A 26,269-nucleotide genomic window follows, 5' to 3' on the forward strand; every position below is an offset into this window, starting at 1 on the left:
CTTCCGTGATTGTCAGGCTCGGCGGCCTGATTGGCCGCCGGCCTGTTTACCTGCCGCTGGGCTAATGCCCAGCGGCGCTGCATCCAATTCGACGCTGGCAGCGTATCGGAATAGCCCTCACCGTGAGGGCCACTTTCCCAGGAGCTGCAAGATGAACGTTCTCCTCCAGCGGGCGGCAATGGCCGCAAGCTTCGCTGTTCTCTGCGCTACCGCATCGATCGCACAGGCTGCCGACCCTGTCATGGTAGGTGGCGCAGCGATGTACCCGACCAAGACCATCGTGGAAAACGCGATGAACTCGAAGGACCACACCACCCTGGTAGCAGCAGTGAAGGCTGCCGGCCTGGTCGATACGCTCAACGGCAAGGGCCCCTTCACCGTATTCGCACCCACCGATGCGGCCTTCAACAAGCTGCCAGCCGGCACCGTGGATACGCTGGTCAAGCCTGAAAACAAGGCACAACTGACCAAGATCCTGACCTACCACGTTGTGCCGGGTACCTACACCTCAAGCCAGCTGATGGCCGATGCGAAGAAGCACGGCGGCAAGGCCACGCTGAAGACGGTGCAAGGTGAATCGCTCACCGTCGCACTGCACCAGGGCAAGCTGTGGGTTGTGGATGCCAAGAGTGGGAAAGCGGCGATCAGCATTGCCGATGTTGCCCAGTCCAATGGCGTGATCCATGTGATCGATACGGTGCTGATGCCGAAATGACGCCTGCGCAAGAGGCGCGTGTCCAAGTCTGACGGGCATCGATGAGGTGCCCGTCGCTTTGAGCGCTGTCTGGCGGAGAGAGTGGGATTCGAACCCACGGAAGGTTTGACCCTTCGCCGGTTTTCAAGACCGGTGCCTTAAACCGCTCGGCCATCTCTCCAATCGGGTCCCGGATTGCCCGGTAAGCGGTCCATTCTCGCATGTGAAGGCCATTTCCCCAAGCCCACCCTACCCGCAGGCTTGCCCCTGCGGTCCCCATCCGGCACGGTGGGGGTATCCCCGCAACCGGAGCCCCCATGGCCCACCTCGATCTGGCCAACCTGCGCGCGTGTTTCCTGGACGATGCACGGCTGGCCACCGTCGCCCTGCGCCGCGTGGCGGCCGGTATGTTGCCGGTCAGCAGCGGGCGCCTGGTGGTGTGCGATCCGCTGGTGCAGCCGGAGGCCCCGGCACTGGCCGACTACACCGTGGCCCCAGGCTACTACCCGGTGGAGATCATTGCCCACGGCGGCCGCCCTGCCCTGGCCGTGCTGTGGCTGCGCCCGCGGGCGTCGCTCAGCGCGACCTCGCTGCACTGGCAGATGGCGCGCTGGACCACGCAGGACCTGACCAGCCTGGATGAGGACAGTTTCATCGGCTACCCCGTCGATGCAGGCATCGGCTGCTTCATGGATACCGATACCCAGCAGGCGCTGCTGGCGCTGATCGCGCAGCAGCAGGACAGCGAGGAAGGCGAATGGTCCGACGCCCTGATCGGCCACGATGGGCTGGATGACGGCATCGATTACCGCCCCTGGGGCGAGGCATCGCCGCATGGGCTGGTGGTGTTCACCAGCGGCTGGGGTGATGGGGTCTATCCGAGCTACTGGGCGTTGGACACCAGCGGCGCACCGGTGGCGCTGGTCACCGATTTCCTGTGCATAGAAGGCGGTGATGGCCGCGACGCCCGCGAGATCGCCGATCAGGCGTACCGGGACAGCTTGCCGATGGTCGAGGCTGATGCGCTGGCGCGGTTGGTGGCGGCCGTGGCCGAGGACAACCTGCCGGTGCTGCGTGGGCTGCTGGACGAAAACCCGCTGCGCGCGAACCATATCGAGCCGGGATGCGGGGGCACGGCGCTGTTCGAGGCGGTGCGCCTGGACAAGCCGCAGGCACTGGAAGCCCTGCTGCGCGGCGGGCCATTGCCACCACTGCCCGAACGCCTGCACATGCGCGGCGTGACGACCTATCTGGAGTATGCACAGCGGTTGAAGAAGCCGCGCAGTGCAGCGCTGATGGCGCTGCTGGAAGCGCCGCCGGTTGCCGCACAACCGGTGGTGCTGGAGAAGCCGCGTGGGTTCTGGCGCCGGTTGTTCGGGCGCAGTTGATCACTGCCTTCGAGGCATCAACGCCGGACATGGCCCGGCGCTGACACGTGCGTGCAGATGAGGGATGCGGGCCTCAGCCCGCATCCACCGCCAGGGCACCCAGCGCCGTTGCGCGGATCTTTTCCTTGGCTTTTTCGCAGGCACCACCGCAATCCAGGCGCGAGGCCTCCAGCTGCGGCGGCAGGTGCTCGGCCAGGAAGTCGATGAACACACGCACGGCCGGCAGCAGGCCGCGGCGCGAGGCAAACACGGCGTGGCACACGCCCTGCGGCAGCGACCAGTCCGGCAGCACCACTTCCAGTTCGCCATTGCGCACGGCTTCGGCGCAGACGGTTTCCGGCAGCATGGTGATGCCGAATCCATCCTTGACCATGCTCTGCAGCAGCGGGAAATCGAAGCCGGCCACACGCGGCTGCAGGTCCACGCGGCGCACCGCGCCTTCCGGGCCATGCAGTTCCCAGCGCTGGCGCGCTTCGTCTTCGCTGATGCTCAGGGTGACATGGTTGGCCAGTTCATCCGGGTCCTTCGGGCGGCCGGCACGGTCCAGGTACTTCGGGCTGGCCACCAGCAGTTCCTGCACCTGGCCGAAGCTGCGCATCACCAGGCTGCCATCGTCATCCAGCCGCGAGCGCACGCGCAGGGCGACGTCGTAGCCTTCATTGATGATGTCCACGCGGCGGTTGCTGATGTTCAGCTGCAGCCGCACTTTCGGGTACTGGTTGAGGAACAGCGGCAGCAGCTTGGGCAACTGCATCTGCGCCAGCGATACCGGCACGCTGGCGCGTACCACGCCGCGCGGTTCGGCGCTGAGGCGGTCCACCACTTCGCGCGCGGCCTGTGCTTCGGCCAGCATCGTCTGCGCGTGGCGGTGTACGCTGGTACCCACGTTGGTCACCGCGAAGCGGCGCGTGGAGCGCTGCAGCAGGCGCACACCGAGATCGGTTTCCAGCTGGCTGATGCGCCGGCTCAGGCGCGACTTGGGAATGCCCAGCGCGCGTTCGGCGGCGGCGAAACCGCCGTGGTCGACAACCATGGCGAAGTAGTACAGGTCATTGAGGTCATGCATACCCTAGTTCCATAACTAGAACAATACGTGGCATTCAATCACCTTTATTCCAAATTGGCAACAACCTATCGTTCTCTCCGTCGGCGGGCCACCCGCCTCCCCCAGAACATAGGACCCCCTGCCATGAAGCTCCTGCACCTCGACGCCAGCGTTCTTGGCGAAAATTCGGTTTCCCGCCAGCTGTCGGCGGCCATCGTCGCAAATCTGGTTGAGACCGGCCAGAACGTCGATGTCAGCTACCGCGACCTGGACCACAACCCGATTCCGCACCTGCGCAGCACCTCGCTGGCCCAGGCCGACGCGGCCGAAGCCACCGACGCTGAAGCCGTGATGCAGCAGTTCCTGGCGGCGGATGTCGTGGTCATCGGCGCGCCGATGTACAACTTCAGCATTCCCTCCACGCTCAAGGCCTGGATCGACCGCGTCGCCGTGGCCGGCCGCACCTTCAAGTACACCGAGAACGGCCCGGTGGGCCTGGCCGGCGGCAAGCGCGTGATCATCGCCAGCTCGCGTGGTGGCATCTACACCGATTCGCCGGCGGACTTCCAGGAACCCTTCCTGCGCCAGGTGTTCGGCTTCATGGGCATCAACAACGTCGAATTCGTGCGCGCTGAAGGCCTGGCCTATTCGCCCAAGCACCGCGAAGACGCGATCACCGGCGCATTGGCGTCGCTGCCGAGCGCTGCGCTGGCCGTGGCGGCCTGAGTTCAACGGCGGGCGCTGTCCTCGTCGGGCGCCCCGCCCGGGCTGGCCCTTTCCCCTCCCCCGGGGCCAGCCCACCCCAACGGCCCTGCCATGTGCGGGGCCGTTTTCTGTTGCGCGGTGCCACCGTTCATCCACGCATGACGCGGACCTACAGTTCGGCGCGAGGTGGCTCTACAGTAGAGCCCCGAAAATGGAGCACTACGCATGGACTATGAAGTCATCGCAGAACACCGCAGCGAGTTCCCGCAGCCGATCACGCTGGTGCGTGGGCAGGCGCTGGTGGTGGGCGAACGTTATGAAGGGCCGGAAGGCTGGGAGGACTGGTTCCTGTGCGAGGCCGAGGGCCAGCAGCCGGGCTTCGTGCCGGCACCGGTGATCGGACGCACGGCGCAGGGTGACGCTTTCGCCGCGGAGGACTACTGCGCACGCGAACTGGATGTGGATGTCGGGCAACGGCTGCGCGGCGAACGCACGCTCAATGGCTGGGCATGGTGCGTGCCGGTCGAAGGCGGCACCGCCGGCTGGGTGCCGCTGGAGAAAGTGCGGGCGCTGTAGATCCACGCCGTGCGTGGATGAAACCCTGATCGCGCGTGCGCCCCTGGAACAGCCACGCATGGCGTGGCTCTACATGGAACCTGGTGCTGTTGTAGATCCACGCCGTGCGTGGATGAAACCCACACCGCACGACCAATCCTGGAACAGCCACGCATGGCGTGGCTCTACATGGAACCGGGTGCTGTTGTGGATCCACGCCCTGCGTGGATGAAACCCACACCGCACGACCAATCCTGGAACAGCCACGCATGGCGTGGCTCTACATGGAACCTGGTGCTGTTGTAGATCCACGCCGTGCGTGGATGAAACCCACACCGCACGACCAATCCTGGAACAGCCACGCATGGCGTGGCTCTACCGGGACCCTGGTGCTGTTGTGGATCCACGCCCTGCGTGGATGAAACCCACCCTGCAGCAGCCACGCATGGCGTGGCGCTACATGGCCCGATCAGCCGATGGTTTCAACACCGCCCATGTACGGGCGCAGCACGTCCGGCACGGTGATGCTGCCATCGGCGTTCTGGTAGTTCTCCATCACCGCGATCATCGCGCGGCCCACGGCCACGCCCGACCCGTTCAAGGTGTGCAGCAGCTCCGGCTTGCCGGTGGCGGGGTTGCGCCAGCGGGCCTGCATGCGGCGGGCCTGGAAATCACCGGTGTTGGAGCACGAGGAGATTTCGCGGTAAGTGTCCTGCGAGGGCAGCCACACTTCCAGGTCAAAGGTCTTCACGGCCGAGAAGCCCATGTCACCGGTGCACAGCAGCACCTTGCGGTACGGCAGGCCGAGCTTTTCCAGCACCACTTCGGCACAGCGGGTCATGCGCTGGTGTTCGCTGTCGCTGTCTTCCGGGCGGCACACCGACACCAGTTCCACCTTCTCGAACTGGTGCTGGCGGATCATGCCGCGCACGTCGCGGCCACCGCTGCCGGCTTCGGAACGGAAGCACAGCGAATGGGCGGTCATGCGCAGCGGCAGGCGCTCGGCGTCGATGATCTCGTCGCGCACGATGTTGGTCAGCGAGATTTCCGAGGTGGAAATCAGGTAACGCTTCTGCTCACCCAGGTGGGTGATGAACATGTCCTCTTCGAACTTGGGCAGCTGACCGGTGCCGTACAGGCTGTCGGCGTTGACGATGACCGGGACGTTGGTTTCCTGGTACTCGTGCTCGCCGCTGTGCAGGTCCAGCATGAACTGGGCCAGCGCGCGGTGCAGGCGGGCGATCGGGCCACGCAGCACGGTGAAGCGCGAACCGGACAGCTTGGCGGCGGTTTCGCCGTCGAGCCACTTGTGGCGCGCGCCCAGTTCGACATGGTCGAGCACCTTGAAATCGAACGTACGCGGGGTGCCCCAGCGGGCCTGTTCGACATTGTCGTTCTCGTCGGCGCCTGCCGGCACGTCCTCGGCCGGCAGGTTCGGCAGGCCCATGGCGATGGCGTCGATCTGCGCGCGCAGCTCGTCCAGGGTTACTTCCGAGGCCTTCAGTTCATCGGCGAAGGCGGCCACTTCGGCCATGATGGCCGAGACGTCCTCGCCCTTGGCCTTGGCCTGGCCAATGGCCTTGGAGCGGCTGTTGCGCAGGCTCTGCAGCTCCTGGGTCCGCACCTGGATGCGCTTGCGATCGGCCTCCAGGGACTCCAGGGCAGACACGTCGAGCTCGAAGCCACGACTGCTGCGCAGGCGTTCGGCGAGGTCGGCGGGCTGGTGGCGGAGCAAGGCAGGATCGAGCATGGCAGGTGTCGGTGGATTGGGGATCAGGACGGGGATTATCGCCTGTTATACGGATTTCTGCCGCTGGGTTCATTCCGGGCGTGGCAGAATCGGGGCATTCCGTCCTGGTCTGGCCCATGTCCGCGTCCCGCTCTCCGTCTGGCAAGTCCTTCGTCCTGCATATCCCGCGCAACAGCCTGAAGATCGCCGGCATCGCCTTCGGCGTGGGCGTGCTGCTGTTCGTGCTGGTCTGGCTGGCCGGGCGCCGCGACAACGAATTCCTGCAGGCCGACCCGGCCGCACAGACCCCGCAGCAGGGGGCCGAGGTGGCCCCGCTGCCCGAACCGCTGCCGGCGGCCGCCGGTTCCAGTGACATGCCCGATGCCAAGCCCGCGCCGCCGCCGGAAGAGGCACCGAAACTGGTGGAAACCGCGCCGGCCCCGCCGCCGGCCGCTGAACCCGCGCCGGCCCCGGCGCCCGTGCCAGGCACGCCGGTGGCCGCCGACCGTCCCATGCCGGTGCCGGGCCAGTCGCCGGCCCCGGAGTACCCGCCCGCTGCGCTGCGCCGTGGCGAGACCGGTTCGGTGGTGGTGCGCGTGGATGTGGATGCCGGCGGCCAGCCGACCGGCACCACCCTGGTCCAGCGCAGCGGCTCGCGTGATCTGGACCGCGCCGCGCTGGATGCGGTGCGCCAGTGGCGCTTCACCCCGGCGCACAGCAATGGCCAGCCGGTGCCGGGCAGCATCGAAGTGCCGTTCGATTTCAAGGCCGGTCAGTAAGCTGAACCCTGCCCGGCAGCAAACTGAACCCTGCCGGGTATGCGCGCGCCGCGTTGACGCGTAACTGACACACCGGCAACCGTGCACGGGCAAGACTCGGGGCGTCGTCAAACAGACGCCAAGGAGTCCGCAATGAATGCCACCCATGCCCATGACATCAACGGCACTGTCCATCACCAGCGCGATGGCGATCCGCAGGAAAACCGCCGGTCGACATCGCCCTGGTTGTGGATGGCGCTGATCCTGGCGATGTTCGCCGCAGCGCTGGTCTGGCTGCGCGTAGCCAACCATGACGACGTGGCCCCGGCGCCCGTCGGCGACCGCATGCTGCCGGCAACGGAAACGCCGGCAACCACCGCATCGGGTACGACCCCGCGCCAGGCGGCACCGGCCAACAGCACCGCCCGCAAGGCCCTCCCGGCGGTGCGCAGCCGCGAGGCCCGCCCGCTGGCCAGCAACACCAAGCCGACCTACCCGCCGGCTGCCCTGCGCAATGGCGTGCAGGGCAGCGTTGTCGCCAGCCTGAACGTGGATACGCGCGGCAATGTCACCGAGGCGGCGATCGTGTCGCGTACCGGCGAACGCAGCCGCGATCTGGACCGCGCCGTACTGAGCACGGTACGCGACTGGAAGTTCCAGCCGGCCATGCAGGATGGTCGCAGCGTGGCCAGCGTGGTGCGCGTGCCGGTGGATTTCCGTACCGAGCGTTGATCGCGGACGAGGGGTTCGTGATCGGGACGGAGGCTTCGGCCTCCGTCCTTTTTTATGGCTGCCGCGAGGTCGCCAGCCATGGCCTGGCGCTGCCGCCCCGGTGAACACACCGGGCCTGCGCGCCCTCAGCCCAGGTTGAAGCCTGCGCCGCGTGCCAGGCCGTCGAAATCCGGGAACGAGGTGGCGACATTGGCGATGTCGTTGATGCGCACCTCGCCATGGCTGAGCTGGCCGGCAATGGCGAAGGCCATCGCGATGCGGTGGTCGCCATGGCTCTCGATGGTGCCGCTGCCCAGCACCGCACCGCCGTGGATGGTGGCGCCGTCGGCGGTTTCATCCACCTGCACGCCCAGCGTGCGCAGGCCGGTGGCCATCGCTGCCAGGCGGTCGGATTCCTTCACCCGCAGTTCGGCCGCGCCGGTCACCACGGTGTTGCCCTCGGCCGCGGCAGCGGCGACGAACAGCGCGGGGAACTCGTCGATCATGTCCGGCACCAGCGCTTCGGGAATCTGCGCGCCCTTCAGCGGGGCGTAACGCACCACCAGATCGGCCACCGCTTCACCGCCCTGCACCGCCGGGTTTTCCTCGGTGATGTCCGCGCCCATCAGGCGCAGTGCCTGCAGCAGGCCGGTGCGGCGCGGGTTCAGGCCCACCTGCTTCAGGCGCAGCTGCGAGCCGGGAATGATGCTGGCGGCCACGAGGAAGAAGGCCGCCGAGGAAAAGTCGGCCGGCACCACGATATCGGTGGCGCGCAGGCGCTGGCCGCCGCGCAGGCGGGCCTTGCCGGGCGAGAAGTCGATCTCCACGCCGAAGGCCGAGAGCATGCGCTCGGTGTAATCGCGGGTCGGGTGCGGTTCGGTGACGGCGGTTTCGCCCTGCGCGTACAGGCCGGCCAGCAGCACGGCCGATTTCACCTGCGCGCTGGCCACCGGCGACACGAAATCGATGCCCTGCAGCGGCTGGCCGCCGTGCACGTGCAGCGGCGGGGTGCCGTCGTCACGGGTGTCGATGCGCGCGCCCATCTGCGCCAGCGGGCCGGTGACGCGGCGCATCGGGCGCTTGGACAGCGATTCATCACCCACCAGCGTGCAGTCGAAGCGCTGGCCGGCCAGCAGCCCGGCCAGCAGGCGCATGCCGGTACCGGCGTTGCCACAGTCCAGTTCCGCCGCCGGCGCCTGCAGGCCATCGATGCCGACGCCGTGCACCACGCGCCGCGACGGCGACGGGGTTTCCACCTGCACGCCCAATTGGCTGAAGATGCGCGCGGTGGCGCGGGTGTCTTCGCCTTCCAGGAAGCCTTCGATGGTGGAGGTGCCATCGGCCAGTGCGGCGAACATCACCGCCCGGTGCGAGACCGACTTGTCGCCGGGAATGGTCAGGGCGCCCTGCAGGGGCTGGCCCTTGCGGGCGATCCAGTACTGCGCGTTGCTCATGGTGGGAATCCGTGGGGGCCGCACGCGGCGGCAATACGACAGGGGCGGCGGCGCGCGTGGCGCCGCCTGCGGTGGCTCAGGGCACGGCCACCGGATAGGAACCGAGAATCTTGATCTGCGCCGAATGCGCTTCCAGCTCGGCCAGCGCAGCCTGCATCGGCGCATCGTCGATGTGGCCGGCCAGGTCGATGAAGAAGCCGTATTCCCACTTGCCGTGGTGCGAGGGGCGCGACTCGATGCGGTTCATGCTGATGCCATGGCGGGCAAACGGACTGAGCACATCGAACAGCGCGCCGGGCTTGTCATGGATGAACACCAGCACCGAGGTGCGGTCATGGCCGGAGGTGGGGAAGATGTTGCGGCCCACCACCAGGAAGCGGGTGGTGTTGTCGGCATCGTTCTGGATCGGCTTGGTGACGACCTTCTTCAGGCCGTACACGTGGCCGGCGCTTTCGCCACCGATGGCGGCGGCATCGTCGGCATTGCGGGCGCGGCGCGCGCCTTCGGCATTGCTGGATACCGGAATCTTCTCGGCCTTGGGCAGGTTGGCACGCAGCCACGCCGAGGTCTGCATGAACGACTGCGGGTGGGCGTAGATGCGCTCGATGTCCTCGATGCGGCCACTGCGCGACATCAGGTACTGCTGCACGCGCAGTTCCACTTCACCGCAGATCTTCAGGTTGGAGGTCAGGAACATGTCCAGGGTGATCTGGATGGTGCCCTGCCCCGAATTTTCCACCGGCACCACGCCGAAATCGGCGTTGCCCGCTTCCACTTCCTGGAACACTTCTTCGATGCTGGCCATGGGCAGGCCCAGCGCCGAGCGGCCGAAGTGCTTGAGCACGGCCTGCTGGCTGAAGGTGCCTTCCGGGCCGAGGTAGCCGATCTTCAGCGGTTCCTGCTGGGCCAGGCAGGCGGACATGATCTCGCGGAACACATGCACCAGCAGCTCATCGCTGAGCGGGCCCTCGTTGCGGTCCACCACCATGCGCAGCACCTGCGCTTCGCGCTCGGGGCGGTAGTAGTCGACGGCGGCGGCCAGCTTGCCCTTGGCCTTGCCGACCTGGTGGGCGAACTGCGCGCGCTCGGCGATCAGGCCCTGGATGTCGCGGTCGATCTGGTCGATCTTGGCGCGCACATCGGCCAGCGCCAGCGGCGCCTGGGTGGGAACCGGCGTTGCCTTGGCCTTGACCGGTCCGGCCTTCTTTGTCGCCTTCTTGGCGGGTTTGCTTGCCATCGGTAATCCTTGTTGCGGGGCGCGCGCCCGACGCGACGCGCCGTTCAATGCTCAGCCGTGACGCTGCTGGAAATCGGCCATGAAGGCGACCAGCGCCTCGGCCCCGGCCAGCGGCATGGCGTTGTACAGCGAGGCACGGATGCCACCGACTGCCTTGTGCCCCTTCAGTGCCAGCAGCCCGGCCGCCTTGGATTCGGCGACGAAGCGCGCATCCAGATCGGCCGAGGGCAGGAAGAAGGGAATGTTCATGCGCGAGCGCACCGACGGTGCGACGTCGTTGCGGTAGAAGCCACCGGAGGCATCGATGGCCGCATACACCAGCGCCGCCTTGGCGGCATTGCGCTTGGCGAATTCGACCACCCCGCCCTCGGCCAGCATCCACTTGAACACCAGCCCGGCCATGTACCAGTTCCAGGTGGGCGGCGTGTTGAGCATCGAATCGCGTGCGGCATGCGAGCGGTAATCGAAGATGTCCGCACGCGGCTGGCCGCTGCGTTCGAGCAGGTCGCGGCGGACGATCACCACGCCGATGCCGACCGGGCCGAGGTTCTTCTGCGCACCGGCATAGATGACACCGAAGCGGCGCACATCCAGCGGCTCGCTGGCGATGGATGAGCTGAAATCGGCCACCAGCGGCACATCGCCCACGTCCGGTACATCGCGGAATTCGACGCCGTGGATGGTCTCGTTGGCGGTGATGTGCACGTAGGCGGCATCGGCCGAGAGCTGCCAGCCGGCACGGGCAGGAATGTCACGGAAGCCGCCGGCTTCGCTGCTGGCGGCGATGTGGGCAGCCACATAAGGCCCGGCCTGCTTGACCGCGGTCTTGCCCCAGTGCCCACTGAGCACGTAGTCGGCACGCTGGCCGGGAGCGGCGAAGTTCAGCGGCAACAGGGCCTGCTGGGTGGTCGCCCCGCCGGGCAGGAACAGCACGGCATAGTCATCGGGAACATCGAGCAGGCGGCGCAGATCGGCTTCGGCCTCGGCGGCCACGGCCATGAATTCCGGGCCACGGTGGCTCATCTCCATGATCGAGGCGCCTGCGCCGTGCCATTCCAGCATTTCTTCCTGCGCCTGGCGCAGGACCGCTTCCGGCAACATCGCAGGGCCGGCACTGAAGTTGAACGCGCGCGTCATGTCACACCTGTGGGGCAAGAGCCCTAGTATGCCGCAGCGCACCACCCTTGCGGCCTTGTCCGGCAAGGGAATTTGGTTGCATCCGCAACCGCTTGCCGGACCTGAGCACCCGAGCTGCCCAACCTCGCCCATTCCCGGCAGTGCCACGCCATGCGTGGCTGCACAGCCCGTCGGCGGCTACGCCAACCTCAGCGCGCGCCGAACAGCAGCAGCAGGCTCAGCACGGCGGCCAGCAGTAGGGCACTGGCCAGCAGCCACGGCCAGCGGCGTACCTTGGCCGGGGGCAGGTGCGCCGGAGGGACGTCGGCTTGTGGCTGCACGTCCTCTTCCACCGGCAGCGGGCGCCGGCGCGGGTCGTGCGGTACCTCCAGCACGAAGCGATGCTGCCCTTCCAGCACCAGCTGGTCGCCCGGCTGCAGCCAGCAGTGGCGCACCGGCAGGCCGTTGACCCGACTGCCCTCGCTGCTGCCCAGATCACGCAGCAGCACGCGCTCGCCGTGTACTTCCACCCGGGCATGCTGGCTGGCGAAACCGGGCTCGTCGATGGCGATGTCCGCATCGATGCCCTGCCCGATCACCCGCGGCCGGGCCAGCGTGTAGCCGCGGCCATGGTGCAGGCCGCCCACGCCGCGCAGCAGCATCTGGTCATCGCCGGCATCCTTCGGGGCCGGCGGCTGGGACGGCATGTCCACCTCGCCCTGCAGCACCATTTCCACGCCATCCACGTACACCGCATCACCGGCACGCAGCAGGGCCATGCGCCGCACCGGGCGGCCGTTGACGTGGATGCCACGGATGCCATTGGCCACCTGCAGCCACAGGCCGCGATCATCCAGGCAGAACTGCGCCAGCAGCAGGGCGCCATGGCTGCCATCGCCCAGCCGCACGCTGCCGTTGGCCTGGCGCACGATGCGCTGCACCCCCGGCTTCAAGGGCTGGTCGGGGTGGTGTTGCTGGCTGAAGTGGACAAGCAGGTTCTGCACGCGGCGCAGCCTAGCAGGTTGCTCGCAGGTGCAGAAGAACCCGCGCACCGCTTGGCGCAGGCCGCCGCGATGCGCACAATGCACGCCCTCCTGGAATTTCCCGCCTCGCGCAAGGAACCTGCATGTCCACCATTGATGTCCGCCACGCCCATTCCCTGCCCGAACCGCAGGCCCGCCAGGCCATCGAGGACGTCGCCGCCAAGCTGGCCGAGCGCTTCGGCCTGAAGTCCAGCTGGCGCGGCGATGTGCTGGATTTCAACGGCAGCGGCGTCGATGGGGCCATCGAACTGCTGCCCGGTGCGGTGCGCGTGAGCGCCAAGCTGGGCTTCCTGCTGTCGGCCATGAAGGGCATGGTGGAAAGCGAGATCCAGCGGGTGCTGAAGGAAAAGCTCGGCTGAACCCCGGCGGGGCCATCACGGTCCTGCAACCGGCGGCGCGGTAGTCTCCAAGGCAGGTCTCCCCTGCCCGAGGACAGCACATGAACACCTACGATCATGACGACCGCCACCGCGATGAGGAAGACAAGGCATCCTTCGGCGAACAGGCCGAACGCTTCTCGCGCCGCTTCAGCGATTCGGCGCAGCAGGTCTGGCTGGCCGGGCTGGGCGCGCTGGGCCGTGCACAGGCCGAAGGGGGCCGTTTCTTCGATTCGCTGGTGAAGGAAGGCGAGGCCTGGGAACAGCGCCGCCGCGAGCGCCATGCCGACCAGGGCCCGGGCTGGCGCGACAACGTCGAGCAGTCGCTGGACGAGGCACGCGAAAAGGCCAGCGGCACCTGGACCAAAGTGGAAAAGGCGTTCGACGACCAGGTCCAGGGGGTGCTCAAGCGCCTGCATGTGCCCACCGCCGACGAATTCGCCGCGCTGGAAGCGCGCCTGGACGCGCTCAACAGCCGCATCGCCCGCCTGGAAAACCGCGCCGCCAGCCCTGCCAGCGGCGAGCCCACCCCGGGCAGCCATCAGGCGCCCGGCGCTGCACCCTGAACCCGACGGCCACCGGTTGTTGCAAAGCAGCAAAGCTTTGGTGACAATCGGGACGAACCCGCCAATCCACCTGCTGCCGTTTGTTCCCTCCCCTCACGGCTTCCGGATTGGCGGGTTTTTCATGCCTGCGTCCCGGGGCAACGATTGAAATGGGCGCCGCGTCACGATTCCTGTCAGGAATGACCTGATCCCATTGTCGGAAGGGACCTTTACACTGTCCTTTCCTTTCCGGCTGTCCCGCTCCCCTCCTGCATGTTCTCCTGGATTCTGGCCCTGCTGCTGGCCGTGCTCTCCGGTGGCCTGGCCACCGTGTACCTGTGGTGGTTCAAGCGTCGCCGGAAGGAAATGCAACTGGGCCTGCAGGCATTGGCCGGCATGCACTGGCGCGAGTTCTCCACGCTGGTCAAGCGCGCACTGCACGAACAGCGTGGCCTGCACGACGTGGGCGACGGCCAGGCCGACAGCCGCGAGCCCAGCAGTGATTTCCTGCTCAGCGATGGCCCCCACCGCTGGCTGGTGTCGTGCAAGCACGGGCTGGCCTACCGCATCGGCACCGCAGCGGTGAACGAACTGGGGGCCGCTGCTCGGCTGGCCGGCGCCAAGGGCGGGCTGCTGATCACCGAAGGCCGGGTGGAGCGTGATGGCCTGGCTGCTGCGCTCAAGCAGGGCGTGGATGTGCTGGACGGTCCGCGCCTGTGGCCGCTGCTGCAGCCCTACCTGCCCGGCGACATCGAAAGCCGCGTGCGCGCCACGGCGCGCAATGAAGCGCTGCGCCGTACCGCCATCGCCCTGCTGGGGGCCTGCACGCTGGGCCTGCTGGCAGGCCTGGGTTACCAGACCACCGTGGCGGAACGGGAGGCACCGCCGGTGCCCGAGCCGGCCGCCGCCCCCGTGGCGCCCACCGCACCGGCCGCGCCCGTGGCAACGCCCTCCCCGCTCACGGCCGCCCCGGCACCGGCCGTCGCGCCGGCCGCCACTGCAGGCGATGACCGCTCCGACCCGAACCCCGATGCCGCCACGCTGGAACGCTACCAGCGGCAGCTGTCCCATGACCTGGCCCGGCAACCCGGCGTGGCCAGTGGCGTCTGGCTGACCCGGCAGACCCTGGCCATCAACCGCACCGGTGACATCGACGCCATCTGGCCGCTGATCTGCGACCAGGTGCTGCACTACCCCGCGCTGCGTACCGTGCGCATCCAGCTCAATGCCCGCCCCGGTGTGGAAGAGCCCGTGCGCTGGCGCCAGTGCGCGACGATGTGAGGGCATGAACCCGCCGGATGCCGGTGTTGTCGCGCGCGTCCGCTCACCCCAGCGCGGCCAGGTGCGCGATATAGCTGGACCGTGATTCACCGGCCGCCTTGGCCTGTGCATCCAGACGGGCAAGGATCCGCCGCGGCAGGCTGATGTTGACACGCTCCAGCGTGTCATCGAGCGCGGCCGGGTCAACGTAGATGTACGCCAGTATCCAGTTCCCCTCACGCCCGGCGTCGGCTGCAACCTGTTGCGGGGATGACGGGCGTGGAATTGCCCGGCCGGCATCGAGCGCAGCATCCATCCAACCAAGCACGGCCTGCTCTGCCGCTTCGATGGCCTCATCGAGCGTATCGCCGGCCGAAAAACAGCCCGGCAGATCCGGCACAACCACCCCCCACGCCGTGCTTTCATCGCCCGGTTCAATCAAGGCTGGATATCGCATCGGACCTCCTGCGTCAGTCCTGCCAGCTTCCGCACCGCCTGCACCAGCCCTTTACCCAGATCCTTGCGGGGGTGTGGCACCGTGATGATGTAGGGCAGGTGCGGATGCCTGAATACATGATGGGAGCCACGAATCCGGCGGCAGGTCCAACCTGCTGCCTCCAGCTCCCGGATGAGGTCGCCGCTTTTCATGCGACGACCATACACATCGTACACACGACACAACAGAGTGCAACACGACACTCCGCCGTGTCAGCGTCCACCCGGCGCGAAGCGCGCCACCAGATCCCACGCATCGCCCAGGAACATCTGCCGCACCCGGGTGATCGGCTGGTCGCCGCGCCAGGTCAGGCGCTCGATCACCAGGCACGCGGTGCCCTGTGGCACCGCCAGCAGCTTGGCGCTGGCGGCGTCGGCGCCCCAGGCGCTGATGCGATGCTGGGCGCGGGTCCAGGACACGTTCTGCAGCAGCCAGCTGCCCGGCGCGGTCACCTCGAAATCGACCGCCAGCACCTCCGGCACCCCGACCGGGCTGATCAGGCGATGCTCCAGTGCCAGCGGCCGACCATCGGCCAGGTGCAGGCAGCGCATCGCCAGCAGCCTGTCGCCGCCGGCCAGTTCCTCCTCACCGGCGTTGCCCGCTTCGGCAGCACGCAGCTCGCGGCGCAGCAGGCGGTAGCCGTACTGGTGCCCCCGCGAACCGACTTCCATGGCGATGTCGGGAATCTCCAGCGCCACCTGCTCCAGGTGCGGTGGCTGGCGCGCCACGAATGAACCGGCGCGGCGACGGCGCTCGATCATGCCGCTCTCGGCCAGCGCGGTCAGCACCTTGTTCACCGTCATCCGCGAGCAGCCGTACTGTTCCATCAGCTCGTGCTCGAACGGAATGCGGAAGCCCGGCGCCCATTCGCCGCTGAGGATGCGGCTTTCCAGGTCGCTGCGGATGCGCTGGTTGAGCGTGGCGGACTTGCGGACGGTCACGGGGGTCTCGGCAGGGAAGGACTCAGCCCAGCACGCCGCGCAGGGCCTGCGCGAACCGGGCGGTGATGGCATCGCGCTGCAGGTGGCGGCCATCGGCCACCACCTGGCGGCCATGGCGCCAGACGGCGCGCAGCGCGCCATTACGTGCAGCGAAGATCCAGCTGTCAAGCAGCGCATCGCCGCTGCGGCCGACCAGGGCCGGGTGCAGCGGATCCAGCGCCAGCAGATCGGCACTGGCGCCCACCTGCAGGCCGGCGGCCACGCCCAGCGCCTGTGCACCGCCGTTGACCGCCCCTTCGTAGAGATAGCGCCCGCTGCTGCGGGTGGCGTCGGGGGCGAGCATGTTGCGCCCGCGCAGGGTCAAGCGCTGGCCGTACTCGAGCAGGCGCAGTTCTTCGGCCGCATCGATCAGCACGTTGGAATCGGAACCGACGCCGAAACGCCCGCCCTCACGCGCGAAGGCCTGCATCGGGAACAGGCCATCGCCGAGGTTGGCTTCGGTGATCGGGCACAGCCCGGCCACCGCCTGGCTGGCGACGATGCTTGCACGTTCGTCATCGGTGATATGGGTGGCATGCACCAGGCACCAGCGCGCATCCACCGGCGCATGCGCGTACAGCCATTGCACCGGGCGCTGGCCGCTCCAGGCCACGCAGGCGTCGACCTCGCGCACCTGCTCGGCGATATGGATGTGCACCGGGCCCGCGTTCAACGGCAGCAGCGCTGCCAGCTCTTCGCCGGTCACCGCGCGCAGGCTGTGCGGTGCGAAGCCCAGCACGGCGTCGGGCAGCGTGGCCAGTGCATGGCGCGCACCGTCGAGCAGCTGCGCGAAACCGTCCACGTCATGGATCAACCGGCGCTGTGCCGGATTGGGCGGCGCGCCACCGAAATCGGCATGGGCGTAGAACACCGGCAACAGGGTCAGGCCGATGCCGGTCTGTGCCGCCGCCGCGGCGATGCGCGCACTCATCTCCGCCCGTTCGGCGTAGGGCTGGCCGTCGGCCTGGTGGTGCAGGTAGTGGAATTCACCGACGCGGGTGAAGCCGCTTTCCAGCATTTCCATGTAGGCCTGGGCCGCGATGGCCTCGACCGCTTCCGGGTGCAGGTGGGCCAGGAAACGGTACATCAGTTCGCGCCAGCTCCAGAAACTGTCGCCGTCGCCGCCGCCGATCTCGGTCAGGCCGGCCATGCCGCGCTGGAAAGCGTGGCTGTGCAGGTTGGGCAGGCCCGGCACCAGGATCGGCAGGCGCTCATCCCCGGCCTGCGCTGGCTGGCCACTGCTGATGGCGCTGATCCGGCCCTGGCTGACCTGCAGGCGCACATCGCGCGCCCAGCCCTGCGGCAGCAGGGCCTGTTCAGCGTGGAAGGCGGCGGGGGAACGCGGATCGATCATGGCTGGACAACCCGAAAAGGACGGCTTTATTGTATAGACATATAAGCACAGCCGCGATGGGGATGCCATGCACTGCGATACGCTCTGGTCCAACGTCCACCTGATGACCCTGGACGGGGATGGCCTGGGCATCCTGCGCGATGCAGTGCTGGCCGCCGCCGACGGCCGCATCGTCCACATCGGCCCGGCCGGCAGCGATGGCCACCTGCGCCCGGCCACCCGCATCGACGGCGAAGGCCGCTGGATCTCGCCCGGCCTGATCGACTGCCACACCCACCTGGTCTACGCCGGCAACCGCGCCAACGAATTCGAGCAGCGCCTGCAGGGGGCCAGCTATGCCGACATCGCCCGCGCCGGCGGCGGCATCGTCTCCACCGTGCGCGCCACCCGTGCCGCCAGCCCGGACCAGCTGGCACGCGAAAGCCGCCCGCGCCTGCTGGCGATGCGCGCCGAGGGCGTGACCACGGTGGAGATCAAATCCGGCTACGGCCTGACCCTGGACGACGAGCGCAAGCAGTTGCAGGTCGCCCGTACGCTGGGCCGGCAGTGCCAGGTGAACGTGGTACCGACCTTCCTCGGTGCGCACGCGGTGCCACCCGGCCGACAGGCACAGGAGTACACCGATGAGGTGTGCGAGGTGATGATTCCGGCCATCGCCGCCGAAGGCCTGGCCGAAGCGGTGGATGTGTTCTGCGAGAACATCGCGTTTTCGCCGGCGCAGGCGCGGCAGGTATTCGAGGCCGCACGCGCGCACGGGCTGGCGGTGAAGATCCACGCCGAACAGCTGAGCAACCAGCACGGCGCCGAACTGGCCGCCGGCTTCGGCGCGCTGTCGGCCGACCACATCGAACATCTGGATGACGCCGGCATCGCCGCCATGGCCACCGCCGGCACCGTGGCCGTGCTGCTGCCCGGCGCCTTCTACTTCACCCGCGATACCACCCTGCCCCCGATCGCCGCGCTGCGTGCGGCCGGCGTGCCGCTGGCCCTGGCTACCGACAGCAACCCCGGTACCTCACCGCTGACCAGCCCGCTGCTGGCGATGAACATGGGCGCCACCCTGTTCCGCCTGACCGTGGACGAGTGCATCGCCGGCTTCACCCGTGAAGCCGCACGCGCCCTCGGCCGCGCGGACCGCATCGGCCGCCTGGCGGTGGGCCTGGACTGCGACCTGGCGATCTGGGACATCGACGCGCCGGCCGACCTGGTCTATCGCATGGGATTCAACCCGCTGCACGCGCGCGTGGTGCGCGGGCAGCCCGACCTGCCTGCTTCCTGGAGCAACACATGAGCAACACCCTGGTTCTTCGTCCCGGCCATGTCACCCTCGCCCAGTGGCGACAGGTCTACCGCGGTGCGCCGCTTGCGCTGGACCCGGCCGCCTTGCCGGTGGTGCGTGCCAGCGCGGCCGCCGTGGCCGCCATCGTCGCCAAGGGCGCGCCGGTGTACGGCATCAATACCGGCTTCGGCAAGCTGGCCAGCGTGCGCATCGAGCGCGAGGACCTGGCCACCCTGCAGCGGAACATCGTGCTGTCGCACGCGGCGGGCGTGGGCGAGCCGATGCCCGCTGCCGTAGTGCGGCTGATGATGGCACTGAAGCTGGTCAGCCTGGCCCAGGGCGCCTCGGGCGTGCGCGAGGAAACGCTGCTGCTGCTGGAAGCGATGCTGGTCAGGGGCGTGCTGCCGGTGGTGCCAGCGCAGGGCTCGGTCGGCGCCTCCGGCGATCTGGCCCCGCTTTCGCACCTGGCCAGCGTCATGCTGGGCGTGGGCGAAGCCTTCCTCGGTGACGAACGCCTGCCGGCCACTGATGCGCTGGCGCGCGCCGGCCTGCAGCCGGTGGAACTGGATGCGAAAGAAGGCCTGGCCCTGCTCAATGGCACCCAGTTCTCCACCGCCTATGCGCTGGCGGGCCTGTTCGAGATCGAAACCGTGTTCCAGGCCGCGCTGGTGACCGGCGCGCTGTCGGTGGAAGCGGCCAAGGGCTCGGACACCCCGTTCGACCCGCGCATCCACGCCATCCGTGGCCAGCGCGGGCAGATCGCCACCGCCGCCACGCTGCGCACGCTGATGCAGGGCTCAGCGATCCGCGAATCGCACCGCGACAACGACGTGCGCGTGCAGGACCCGTACTGCCTGCGCTGCCAGCCGCAGGTGATGGGCGCGGCGCTGGACATCCTGCGCCAGGCCGCGACCACGCTGGAAATCGAAGCCAACGGCGTGTCCGACAATCCGCTGGTGTTCACCGACACCGGCGAAGCGCTGTCCGGTGGCAACTTCCACGCCGAGCCGGTGGCCTTCGCCGCGGACATGCTGGCAATGGCGGTGTGCGAGATCGGTTCGATCAGCGAGCGCCGCCTGGCGATGCTGGTGGACCCGGCGCTGTCCGGCCTGCCCGCCTTCCTGACCCCGCGCCCGGGCCTGAATTCCGGCTTCATGATTCCGCAGGTGACCGCCGCGGCGCTGGTCTCGGAAAACAAGCAGCGCGCCTACCCGGCCAGCGTCGATTCGATCCCGACCTCGGCCAACCAGGAAGATCACGTATCGATGGCCGCGCACGGCGCACGCCGGCTGCTGCAGATGGCCGAGAACGCGGCCAACGTGATCGGCATCGAACTGCTGGCCGCCGCGCAGGGCTGTGATTTCCATGCGCCGCTGCGCTCCAGCGATGTGCTGGAAACCGTGCGCGCCACCCTGCGTGCACAGGTGCCGACGCTGGAAGAAGACCGCTACTTCCACCCGGACATGGTGGCGGCCACCGACCTGGTGCGCAGCGGTGCACTGGCACGTGGCTTGACTGACCTGTTGCCGACCGTGGAACCGCAGGCATGAATGCCCATCCCGACTGGCTGACGGTGCACGAGGGTGATGCCCCGTTGATCGTCAGCTTTCCGCACACCGGCAGCGAGCTGCCGCATGACCTGATCGGCGACTACCACTCGCCGTGGCTGGCCCGCCGCGACGCCGACTGGTGGGTGCACGAGCTGTATGACTTTGTGCGCGGCATGGGCGCGACCACGGTGCGTTCGGCGATCTCGCGCTCGGTGATCGACCTCAACCGCGATCCCAGTGGCGCATCGCTGTACCCGGGCCAGAACACCACCGGCCTGTGCCCGCTGACCACCTTCGACAACCAGCCGCTGTACCACGCGGGCCGCGAACCGGATGCGGCGGAGATCGCACGCCGCCGCGACACCTATTTCGCGCCCTACCACGCCGCGCTGGCCGCGCAGATCGCACGCCTGCGGGCGCGCCACGGCACGGTGGTGGTGTACGACGCGCATTCGATCCGCTCGCATATCCCGCACCTGTTCGACGGCGAGCTGCCGCAGTTCAACCTCGGCACCGCCGGTCCCTCCGGTGCACCGGACACCTCCTGCGACAACGCGCTGGGGGATGTGGTGGAAAACCTGCTGAAGATCAGCGGCATGAGCCAGGTGCGCAATGGCCGCTTCAAGGGCGGCTGGATCACCCGCCACTACAGTGACATCCCCGGCGGCGTGCACAGCCTGCAGATGGAACTGGCCTGCCGCGGTTACATGCACGAGCCGCTGCCCGACCAGGTGGACGAGCACAGCTGGCCCACCCCGCTGGACCCCGACCACGCCGCACCGCTGCGCCACACGCTGGCGCAGGTGCTTAACGCCTGCCTTGAATTCGCTACGAACCGGAGTGCCGCATGACCCGCAACGACCCGTCCCGCACGATCCTCGCGCCCACCGGCACCACGCTCAACGCCAAGAGCTGGCTGACCGAAGCGCCGCTGCGCATGCTGATGAACAACCTGCACCCGGACGTGGCCGAACGGCCGCAGGAACTGGTGGTGTACGGCGGCATCGGCCGTGCCGCGCGTGACTGGGAAAGCTTCGATGCCATCGTCGAGACCCTGAAGCGGTTGGACGATGACCAGACCCTGCTGGTGCAGTCGGGCAAGCCGGTGGGCGTGTTCCGTACCCATGCCGATGCACCGCGCGTGCTGATCGCCAATTCCAACCTGGTGCCGCGCTGGGCCAACTGGGACCACTTCAACGAGCTGGATAAGAAAGGCTTGGCCATGTATGGCCAGATGACCGCCGGCAGCTGGATCTACATCGGCGCGCAGGGCATCGTGCAGGGCACCTACGAAACCTTCGTGGAGATGGGCCGCCAGCATTTCGGTGGTGACCTGACCGGCAAGTGGCTGTTCACCGGTGGCCTGGGCGGCATGGGCGGCGCACAGCCGCTGGCCGCGGTGATGGCCGGCGCTTCCTGCCTGGCCGTCGAATGCCGCAAGAGCAGCATCGACATGCGCCTGCGCACCGGCTACCTGGACACCTGGACCGACAACCTGGATGAAGCGCTGCGCCTGATCGATGAATCGTGCAAGGCCGGTACACCGACGTCGGTGGGCCTGCTGGGCAACGTGGCCGACGTGCTGGCCGAACTGCTCAAGCGTGGCATCAAGCCGGACCTGCTGACCGACCAGACCTCGGCGCACGACCCGGTCAATGGCTACCTGCCGCAGGGCTGGACCGTCGAGCAGTGGGACGACAAGCGTGTCTCGGCACCGAAGGACGTGGAAAAAGCCGCGCGCGCCTCGATGGCCAACCATATCCGCGCCATGCTCGGCTTCCACGCACTGGGCGTGCCCACCGTGGATTACGGCAACAACCTGCGGCAGATGGCGCTGGAAGAAGGCGTCGACAACGCCTTCGACTTCCCCGGCTTCGTGCCGGCCTACATCCGCCCGCTGTTCTGCCGCGGCATCGGCCCGTTCCGCTGGGCCGCGCTGAGTGGCGACCCCGAGGACATCGCCAAGACCGATGCCAAGGTGAAGGAGCTGATTCCGGACAACCCGCACCTGCACCGCTGGCTGGACATGGCGGCCGAGAAGATCAAGTTCCAGGGCCTGCCCGCACGCATCTGCTGGGTCGGCCTGGGCGACCGCGATCGCCTCGGCCTGGCCTTCAACGAGATGGTCGCCAACGGCGAGCTGAAGGCGCCGGTGGTGATCGGCCGCGACCATCTGGACAGCGGCAGCGTGGCCTCGCCGAACCGCGAAACCGAAGCGATGGCCGACGGCTCCGATGCGGTGTCCGACTGGCCGCTGCTCAATGCCCTGCTCAACACCGCCAGCGGCGCCACCTGGGTGTCGCTGCACCACGGCGGCGGCGTCGGCATGGGCTTCTCGCAGCATGCCGGTATGGTCATCGTGTGCGATGGCACCGAAGCGGCCGCCAAGCGCATCGGCCGTGTGCTGTGGAACGACCCGGCTACCGGCGTGATGCGCCATGCCGATGCGGGCTATCAGATCGCGATCGACTGCGCGAAGGAAAAGGGGCTGGATCTGCCCGGCATCCTGGGCTGACCGGCCGCAGCGGGTGACGGGCGCTGCCGGCCCTGGCCGGCACCGCCCTGCGCCACCGCCCTGCCGTTGGTCGGTACGGTGCTGGCGCACCCGATAATGTGACCAACCTCGCATATGACGGGGGGTTGGGTATGATGCACTCGGCCTGCCCCGCGCAGGCCAGGGGAAACATCGATCACAGCGGATGTTGTCGGCACGCACGGGGCGCGTTGTCCGATGCGGCGGCGGTCCGCACCAGGGGGTTACATGTTCGGATGCTTCGAACGGAACGGCGCGAGCGCGCTGGGCCGCCAGCCAACCGTGGCGCCGTTGCTGGTGCTGGTGTTCCTGATCCTGTGCAGCTTGGCACCGGCCAGCAGCCAGGCAGCCGTGCCGGATGCACCCACCGGCGTCAGCGCTGCCGCGGCACCCGGCAGCGCGGCCACGCCGGCTTCGGCGGACGTGAGCTTCAGCGCACCGGGAAATACGGGCGGAAACCCGATCCTCGATTACACCGTCACCGCCAGCCCCGGGGGCTTGATGGCGACCGGTCCTGCCAGCCCGGTCACGGTCAACGGCCTGGTCCGCGGCACCCGCTACACGTTCACGGTCACCGCACGCAACGCCGACGGTGACAGCCCGCCGTCGGCGCCCTCGGCCGCCGTCACGCCACAGATCACGCAGACCATCACGTTCACCAATCCCGGTTCACTGAACTTCGGCACCACCACGACGCTGTCGGCCAGCAGTACCTCCGGCCTGCAGGTGCTGCTGGTCTCGCAGACGACGAACGTCTGCGACTTCCCCTCTGCCAACCAGCTGCGTGCCAAGGCGCCCGGCACCTGCACGGTCGTCGCACGCCAGACGGGCGATGGCACCTATACCCCCGCCCCCGAGGTATCGCAGTCTTTCCAGATCACCATCCCCGGCGGCGCGGTAACCATCATCACCACGTCCCTCCCCAACCCCACGCGCGGGGTCGCCTATTCGCAGACCGTGGTCGCGCAGAACGGCTCGCCGCCGTACAGCTTCCGTCTCAGCAGCGGCGCGTTGCCCAACGGGCTGGTGTTGAGCCCTGCCGGGCAGATCAGCGGTTTTCCCACGGCGTCCGGCACCTACCCGGTCACCGTGGAGGTGATGGATCTGGCCGGCCAGACCGCCACCCAGAATTACGTTCTCGCCGTCATCGCTCCGCCGTTCGTGTTCACCCCACCCACCCTGCCCACCGGCCAGGCAGGTGTAGCCTACCCCACCACGACCCTGGGCGTGACCGGCGGCATCGCGCCGTACAGCTACGCCGTCACCAGCGGCAGCCTGCCCACTGGCCTGGTGCTGTCGCCGAGCGGCGTGCTGTCCGGTACGCCGGTCACCACAGGCCAGGCCACCTTCACCGTGACAGCAACCGACAGTTTCGGTGCGACCAGTTCGCAGGCCTACACGATCAGCCTCGCCCAGCCGGTACCGGTCGCGGTGGACGATACCGGTGCCGTCGCTGCCAACGGCAGTGTCACGCTCGATGTGACGCACAATGACACCGGGCCGATCACCCAGCTCGCGATCACCCAGGCACCCGCCCATGGCAGCGCGGTGATCACCGGGACACAGATCACCTACACGCCAGCGCAGAACTACGTCGGCACCGACACGCTGCAGTACACCGCGACCGGCCCGGGCGGTACCTCACCGCCAGCCACGGTGACGCTGACCGTCAGCGCAGGCCCGGTGCCGGTGGCCACCGCGCAGACAGCCGTCGTGCTGGCCGGTGCCACGGTCACCCTCAAGGCCACCGACGGGGCCAGCAATGGCCCGTTCACCGCAGCGGCCATCACCGGCCCGCCCGCCACCGGCAGCGTGCAGGTGCAGGGCACCGAGCTGCGCTACACCGCCGCGGCCGATTTCAGCGGGACGGCCAGCTTCGACTACACCCTGAGCAACGTGTTCGGCGCCTCGCAGCCGGCCCGCGTGACCTTGACCGTCAACCCGGTCCCGGTGGTCGCCCCGGTCGCCGCCAGCGCACTGGCCGGCCAGAGCGTACAGGTCAATCTGAGCCGTGCCGCGCGCGGTGGGCCGTTCACGGCGGCCAACGTGCTGTCAGTGTCCCCCGCAGCCGCCGGCACCGCGCGCGTGCAGTCCACCCCGGACGGCTATGTGCTGAGCTTCGAGGCGGCGCCCACCTTCGGCGGCGCGGCGTTGATCGGCTACACGCTGAGCAATGCCTACGCGAGCTCTGCTGTCGGCACGGTCACCGTGACGGTGACCCCGCGCAGCGATCCCAGCCAGGATGCGGAAGTGCGCGGCCTCCTGTCGGCGCAGGCCGATGCCGCCCGGCGCATGGCACTGGGACAGATCGGCAATTTCCAGCGCCGCCTGGAGCAGCTGCGCAGCGGGGGCAGCGGCGGTTTCAGCAACGGCATTACCCTGGGCGCGGCCCATGCCGCACGCCAGCCACCCGGCAACACGATGGCGCAGGACCTGCAGGACGCCAGCCGGCGGTACTTGGTGCAGGCCGATGCGCAATCACCGGCCACGCCGTCAGCGGCTGGCCTGCAGCAGCCCGGTGGCCTGCTCGGCGAATGGTCACTGTGGACCGGCGGTGCGCTGAACTTCGGCACGGCACGCAGCGGCGGGCGTGACAGCGGCACCGACTTCACCACCGCCGGGCTGAGCCTGGGCGCGGACCGGGCGATCAGCAGCCGCTTGTCGCTGGGCGGCGGCATCGGCTACGGCCACGACAGCTCGGACATCGGCAACAAGGGCAGCCGCAGCACGGTGGACAGCTACAGCGCCGCGCTGTACGCCAGCTACCGGCCGTCGGAGGCCGTGTTCATCGATGCGTTGCTGGGCTACCAGTGGCTGTCGCTGGATTCGCGCCGCCATGTGACCGATACCGGCGGGCAGGTGCACGGCAGCCGCGATGGCACCCAGTGGTTCGGCTCGCTGTCCAGCGGCTACCGTTTCATCGGCAAGACGCTGGAATTCACGCCCTACGCGCGGCTGGACGCGGCGCGTGCGCGCCTGGACGGCTTCACCGAACAGGGCGATGCGGTATACGCGCTGGCCTACCAAGCACAGACCGTGACCCTGTCCACCGCCACCGTGGGTGCGCTGGCACGCTGGGCCATCAAGCACGACGAGGCGGTGTGGTCGCCGCAGCTGCGCGCCGAGTTCGGGCGTGACCTGCAGGGCGCACAGGACGCCCGGCTGGGGTACGCCGATCTGCCCGGCAGCCCGCTGTACCGCACCACGCTGTACGGGCAGTCACGCAGCCATGGCCTGCTCGGCGCGGGCATCGGCGTGCGCACGGCCAGCGACTGGATGCTGCGGGCCGAGTACCAGGTACGCCTGGACAACAGCAGCGGCAACGACCAGTCGGTGCTGCTGGGCGTGGAGAAGGCCTTCGGCCGCTGAGCCATCACCGGCGCCGCGACCGGCATCGCCGCCCCACCGATGGCCCTTGACCGGGCCACGGTGGGGTTTCCATAGTGCGGCCTCATCCCCG

24 protein-coding genes and 1 tRNA gene are annotated in these 26,269 nt (G+C 68.4%); 14 read left to right on the forward strand and 11 right to left on the reverse strand.

Features of this window, described 5'->3' with window-relative positions; translation table 11 throughout:
• Positions 1-178 precede the first annotated feature (178 nt).
• The gene (locus Q9R17_RS00660) at positions 179-715 is read left to right on the forward strand and encodes a fasciclin domain-containing protein (protein ID WP_308158393.1); all 537 of its coding nucleotides are present in this window, start codon (positions 179-181) and stop codon (positions 713-715) included.
• A gap of 70 nt (positions 716-785) precedes the next feature.
• Here the strand turns inward: Q9R17_RS00660 and Q9R17_RS00665 are convergent.
• Positions 786-875 (reverse strand) — tRNA-Ser (locus Q9R17_RS00665).
• A 136-nt stretch (positions 876-1,011) separates the two neighbouring features.
• Between Q9R17_RS00665 and Q9R17_RS00670 the strand changes: the two genes are divergently transcribed.
• Entirely contained in the window at positions 1,012-2,082 is a 1,071-nt protein-coding gene (locus tag Q9R17_RS00670; RefSeq protein WP_308156549.1) for a DUF4241 domain-containing protein, read from the forward strand.
• A 73-nt stretch (positions 2,083-2,155) separates the two neighbouring features.
• On the opposite strand, the gene Q9R17_RS00675 is transcribed toward Q9R17_RS00670, so the two are convergent.
• Positions 2,156-3,148, reverse strand: a complete 993-nt coding sequence (locus tag Q9R17_RS00675) for a LysR family transcriptional regulator (protein ID WP_308156550.1) — start codon at positions 3,146-3,148, stop codon at positions 2,156-2,158.
• Positions 3,149-3,271: 123 nt separating this feature from the next.
• Between Q9R17_RS00675 and Q9R17_RS00680 the strand changes: the two genes are divergently transcribed.
• Together Q9R17_RS00680 and Q9R17_RS00685 are read left to right on the forward strand one after the other, a co-directional pair.
• Complete coding sequence (locus Q9R17_RS00680) at positions 3,272-3,853, forward strand: NAD(P)H-dependent oxidoreductase (RefSeq protein ID WP_308156551.1); 582 nt, start codon at positions 3,272-3,274, stop codon at positions 3,851-3,853.
• Between the two features lie 204 nt (positions 3,854-4,057).
• Positions 4,058-4,408, forward strand: coding sequence for a ligand-binding protein SH3 (locus Q9R17_RS00685; RefSeq protein WP_308156552.1), 351 nt, complete (start codon positions 4,058-4,060; stop codon positions 4,406-4,408).
• Positions 4,409-4,856: 448 nt separating this feature from the next.
• Here Q9R17_RS00685 and serS read toward each other — a convergent pair whose 3' ends face one another.
• Complete coding sequence (serS, locus tag Q9R17_RS00690) at positions 4,857-6,137, reverse strand: serine--tRNA ligase (protein WP_308156553.1); 1,281 nt, start codon at positions 6,135-6,137, stop codon at positions 4,857-4,859.
• 116 nt (positions 6,138-6,253) lie between these two features.
• Here serS and Q9R17_RS00695 point away from each other — a divergent pair, with 116 nt between their 5' ends.
• Positions 6,254-6,895, forward strand: coding sequence for an energy transducer TonB (locus tag Q9R17_RS00695; RefSeq protein WP_308156554.1), 642 nt, complete (start codon positions 6,254-6,256; stop codon positions 6,893-6,895).
• 132 nt (positions 6,896-7,027) lie between these two features.
• Positions 7,028-7,606 carry an energy transducer TonB gene (locus Q9R17_RS00700; protein WP_308156555.1) on the forward strand — a complete coding sequence of 193 codons (579 nt, stop codon included), beginning with the start codon at positions 7,028-7,030 and terminating at the stop codon, positions 7,604-7,606.
• 125 nt (positions 7,607-7,731) lie between these two features.
• Here Q9R17_RS00700 and aroA read toward each other — a convergent pair whose 3' ends face one another.
• From aroA to Q9R17_RS00720, 4 genes are all read right to left on the reverse strand, one after another.
• Positions 7,732-9,039 carry a 3-phosphoshikimate 1-carboxyvinyltransferase gene (gene aroA, locus Q9R17_RS00705; protein WP_308156556.1) on the reverse strand — a complete coding sequence of 436 codons (1,308 nt, stop codon included), beginning with the start codon at positions 9,037-9,039 and terminating at the stop codon, positions 7,732-7,734.
• 76 nt (positions 9,040-9,115) lie between these two features.
• A complete protein-coding gene (pheA, locus tag Q9R17_RS00710) occupies positions 9,116-10,276 on the reverse strand; it encodes a prephenate dehydratase (protein WP_308156557.1) in 1,161 nt (386 codons plus the stop codon).
• A 51-nt stretch (positions 10,277-10,327) separates the two neighbouring features.
• Positions 10,328-11,413, reverse strand: coding sequence for a 3-phosphoserine/phosphohydroxythreonine transaminase (serC, locus tag Q9R17_RS00715; RefSeq protein ID WP_308156558.1), 1,086 nt, complete (start codon positions 11,411-11,413; stop codon positions 10,328-10,330).
• A 188-nt stretch (positions 11,414-11,601) separates the two neighbouring features.
• Entirely contained in the window at positions 11,602-12,396 is a 795-nt protein-coding gene (locus Q9R17_RS00720) for an FHA domain-containing protein (protein WP_308156559.1), read from the reverse strand.
• 122 nt (positions 12,397-12,518) lie between these two features.
• Between Q9R17_RS00720 and Q9R17_RS00725 the strand changes: the two genes are divergently transcribed.
• The 3 genes from Q9R17_RS00725 to Q9R17_RS00735 all read left to right on the forward strand — a co-directional run bounded on the left by Q9R17_RS00725 (position 12,519) and on the right by Q9R17_RS00735 (position 14,638).
• Entirely contained in the window at positions 12,519-12,794 is a 276-nt protein-coding gene (locus Q9R17_RS00725; protein ID WP_308156560.1) for a polyhydroxyalkanoic acid system family protein, read from the forward strand.
• Between the two features lie 80 nt (positions 12,795-12,874).
• On the forward strand, positions 12,875-13,378 hold the full coding sequence (locus Q9R17_RS00730; RefSeq protein ID WP_308156561.1) for a phasin family protein: 504 nt from the start codon (positions 12,875-12,877) through the stop codon (positions 13,376-13,378).
• A gap of 252 nt (positions 13,379-13,630) precedes the next feature.
• Positions 13,631-14,638 (forward strand): restriction endonuclease, encoded by a 1,008-nt coding sequence (locus Q9R17_RS00735; RefSeq protein WP_308156562.1) that lies wholly within the window; start codon positions 13,631-13,633, stop codon positions 14,636-14,638.
• A gap of 43 nt (positions 14,639-14,681) precedes the next feature.
• Here Q9R17_RS00735 and Q9R17_RS00740 read toward each other — a convergent pair whose 3' ends face one another.
• Genes Q9R17_RS00740 through Q9R17_RS00755 form a run of 4 tightly spaced genes read right to left on the reverse strand, consistent with a single transcriptional unit; the run spans position 14,682 to position 17,447 of the window.
• Positions 14,682-15,074 carry a type II toxin-antitoxin system HicB family antitoxin gene (locus tag Q9R17_RS00740; RefSeq protein ID WP_308156563.1) on the reverse strand — a complete coding sequence of 131 codons (393 nt, stop codon included), beginning with the start codon at positions 15,072-15,074 and terminating at the stop codon, positions 14,682-14,684.
• The gene (locus Q9R17_RS00745; RefSeq protein ID WP_308156564.1) at positions 15,056-15,265 is read right to left on the reverse strand and encodes a type II toxin-antitoxin system HicA family toxin; all 210 of its coding nucleotides are present in this window, start codon (positions 15,263-15,265) and stop codon (positions 15,056-15,058) included. Before Q9R17_RS00745 ends, Q9R17_RS00740 begins: the two co-directional genes overlap by 19 nt.
• 60 nt (positions 15,266-15,325) lie before the next feature.
• On the reverse strand, positions 15,326-16,054 hold the full coding sequence (gene hutC, locus Q9R17_RS00750) for a histidine utilization repressor (RefSeq protein WP_308156565.1): 729 nt from the start codon (positions 16,052-16,054) through the stop codon (positions 15,326-15,328).
• A 22-nt stretch (positions 16,055-16,076) separates the two neighbouring features.
• A complete protein-coding gene (locus tag Q9R17_RS00755) occupies positions 16,077-17,447 on the reverse strand; it encodes a formimidoylglutamate deiminase (RefSeq protein ID WP_308156566.1) in 1,371 nt (456 codons plus the stop codon).
• Positions 17,448-17,514: 67 nt separating this feature from the next.
• Between Q9R17_RS00755 and hutI the strand changes: the two genes are divergently transcribed.
• The 5 genes from hutI to Q9R17_RS00780 all read left to right on the forward strand — a co-directional run bounded on the left by hutI (position 17,515) and on the right by Q9R17_RS00780 (position 26,178).
• On the forward strand, positions 17,515-18,738 hold the full coding sequence (gene hutI, locus Q9R17_RS00760) for an imidazolonepropionase (RefSeq protein ID WP_308156567.1): 1,224 nt from the start codon (positions 17,515-17,517) through the stop codon (positions 18,736-18,738).
• Positions 18,735-20,276 (forward strand): histidine ammonia-lyase, encoded by a 1,542-nt coding sequence (hutH, locus tag Q9R17_RS00765; protein WP_308156568.1) that lies wholly within the window; start codon positions 18,735-18,737, stop codon positions 20,274-20,276. Before hutI ends, hutH begins: the two co-directional genes overlap by 4 nt.
• A complete protein-coding gene (gene hutG, locus Q9R17_RS00770; protein WP_308156569.1) occupies positions 20,273-21,127 on the forward strand; it encodes an N-formylglutamate deformylase in 855 nt (284 codons plus the stop codon). Before hutH ends, hutG begins: the two co-directional genes overlap by 4 nt.
• Positions 21,124-22,791: a urocanate hydratase gene (hutU, locus tag Q9R17_RS00775; protein WP_308156570.1), complete on the forward strand. Its 1,668-nt coding sequence runs from the start codon at positions 21,124-21,126 to the stop codon at positions 22,789-22,791. Before hutG ends, hutU begins: the two co-directional genes overlap by 4 nt.
• A 246-nt stretch (positions 22,792-23,037) precedes the next feature.
• Entirely contained in the window at positions 23,038-26,178 is a 3,141-nt protein-coding gene (locus tag Q9R17_RS00780) for an autotransporter domain-containing protein (RefSeq protein WP_308156571.1), read from the forward strand.
• Positions 26,179-26,269: the final 91 nt, after the last annotated feature.

Source organism: Stenotrophomonas sp. 24(2023) (assembly GCF_030913365.1).
Taxonomy (GTDB): Bacteria; Pseudomonadota; Gammaproteobacteria; order Xanthomonadales; family Xanthomonadaceae; genus Stenotrophomonas.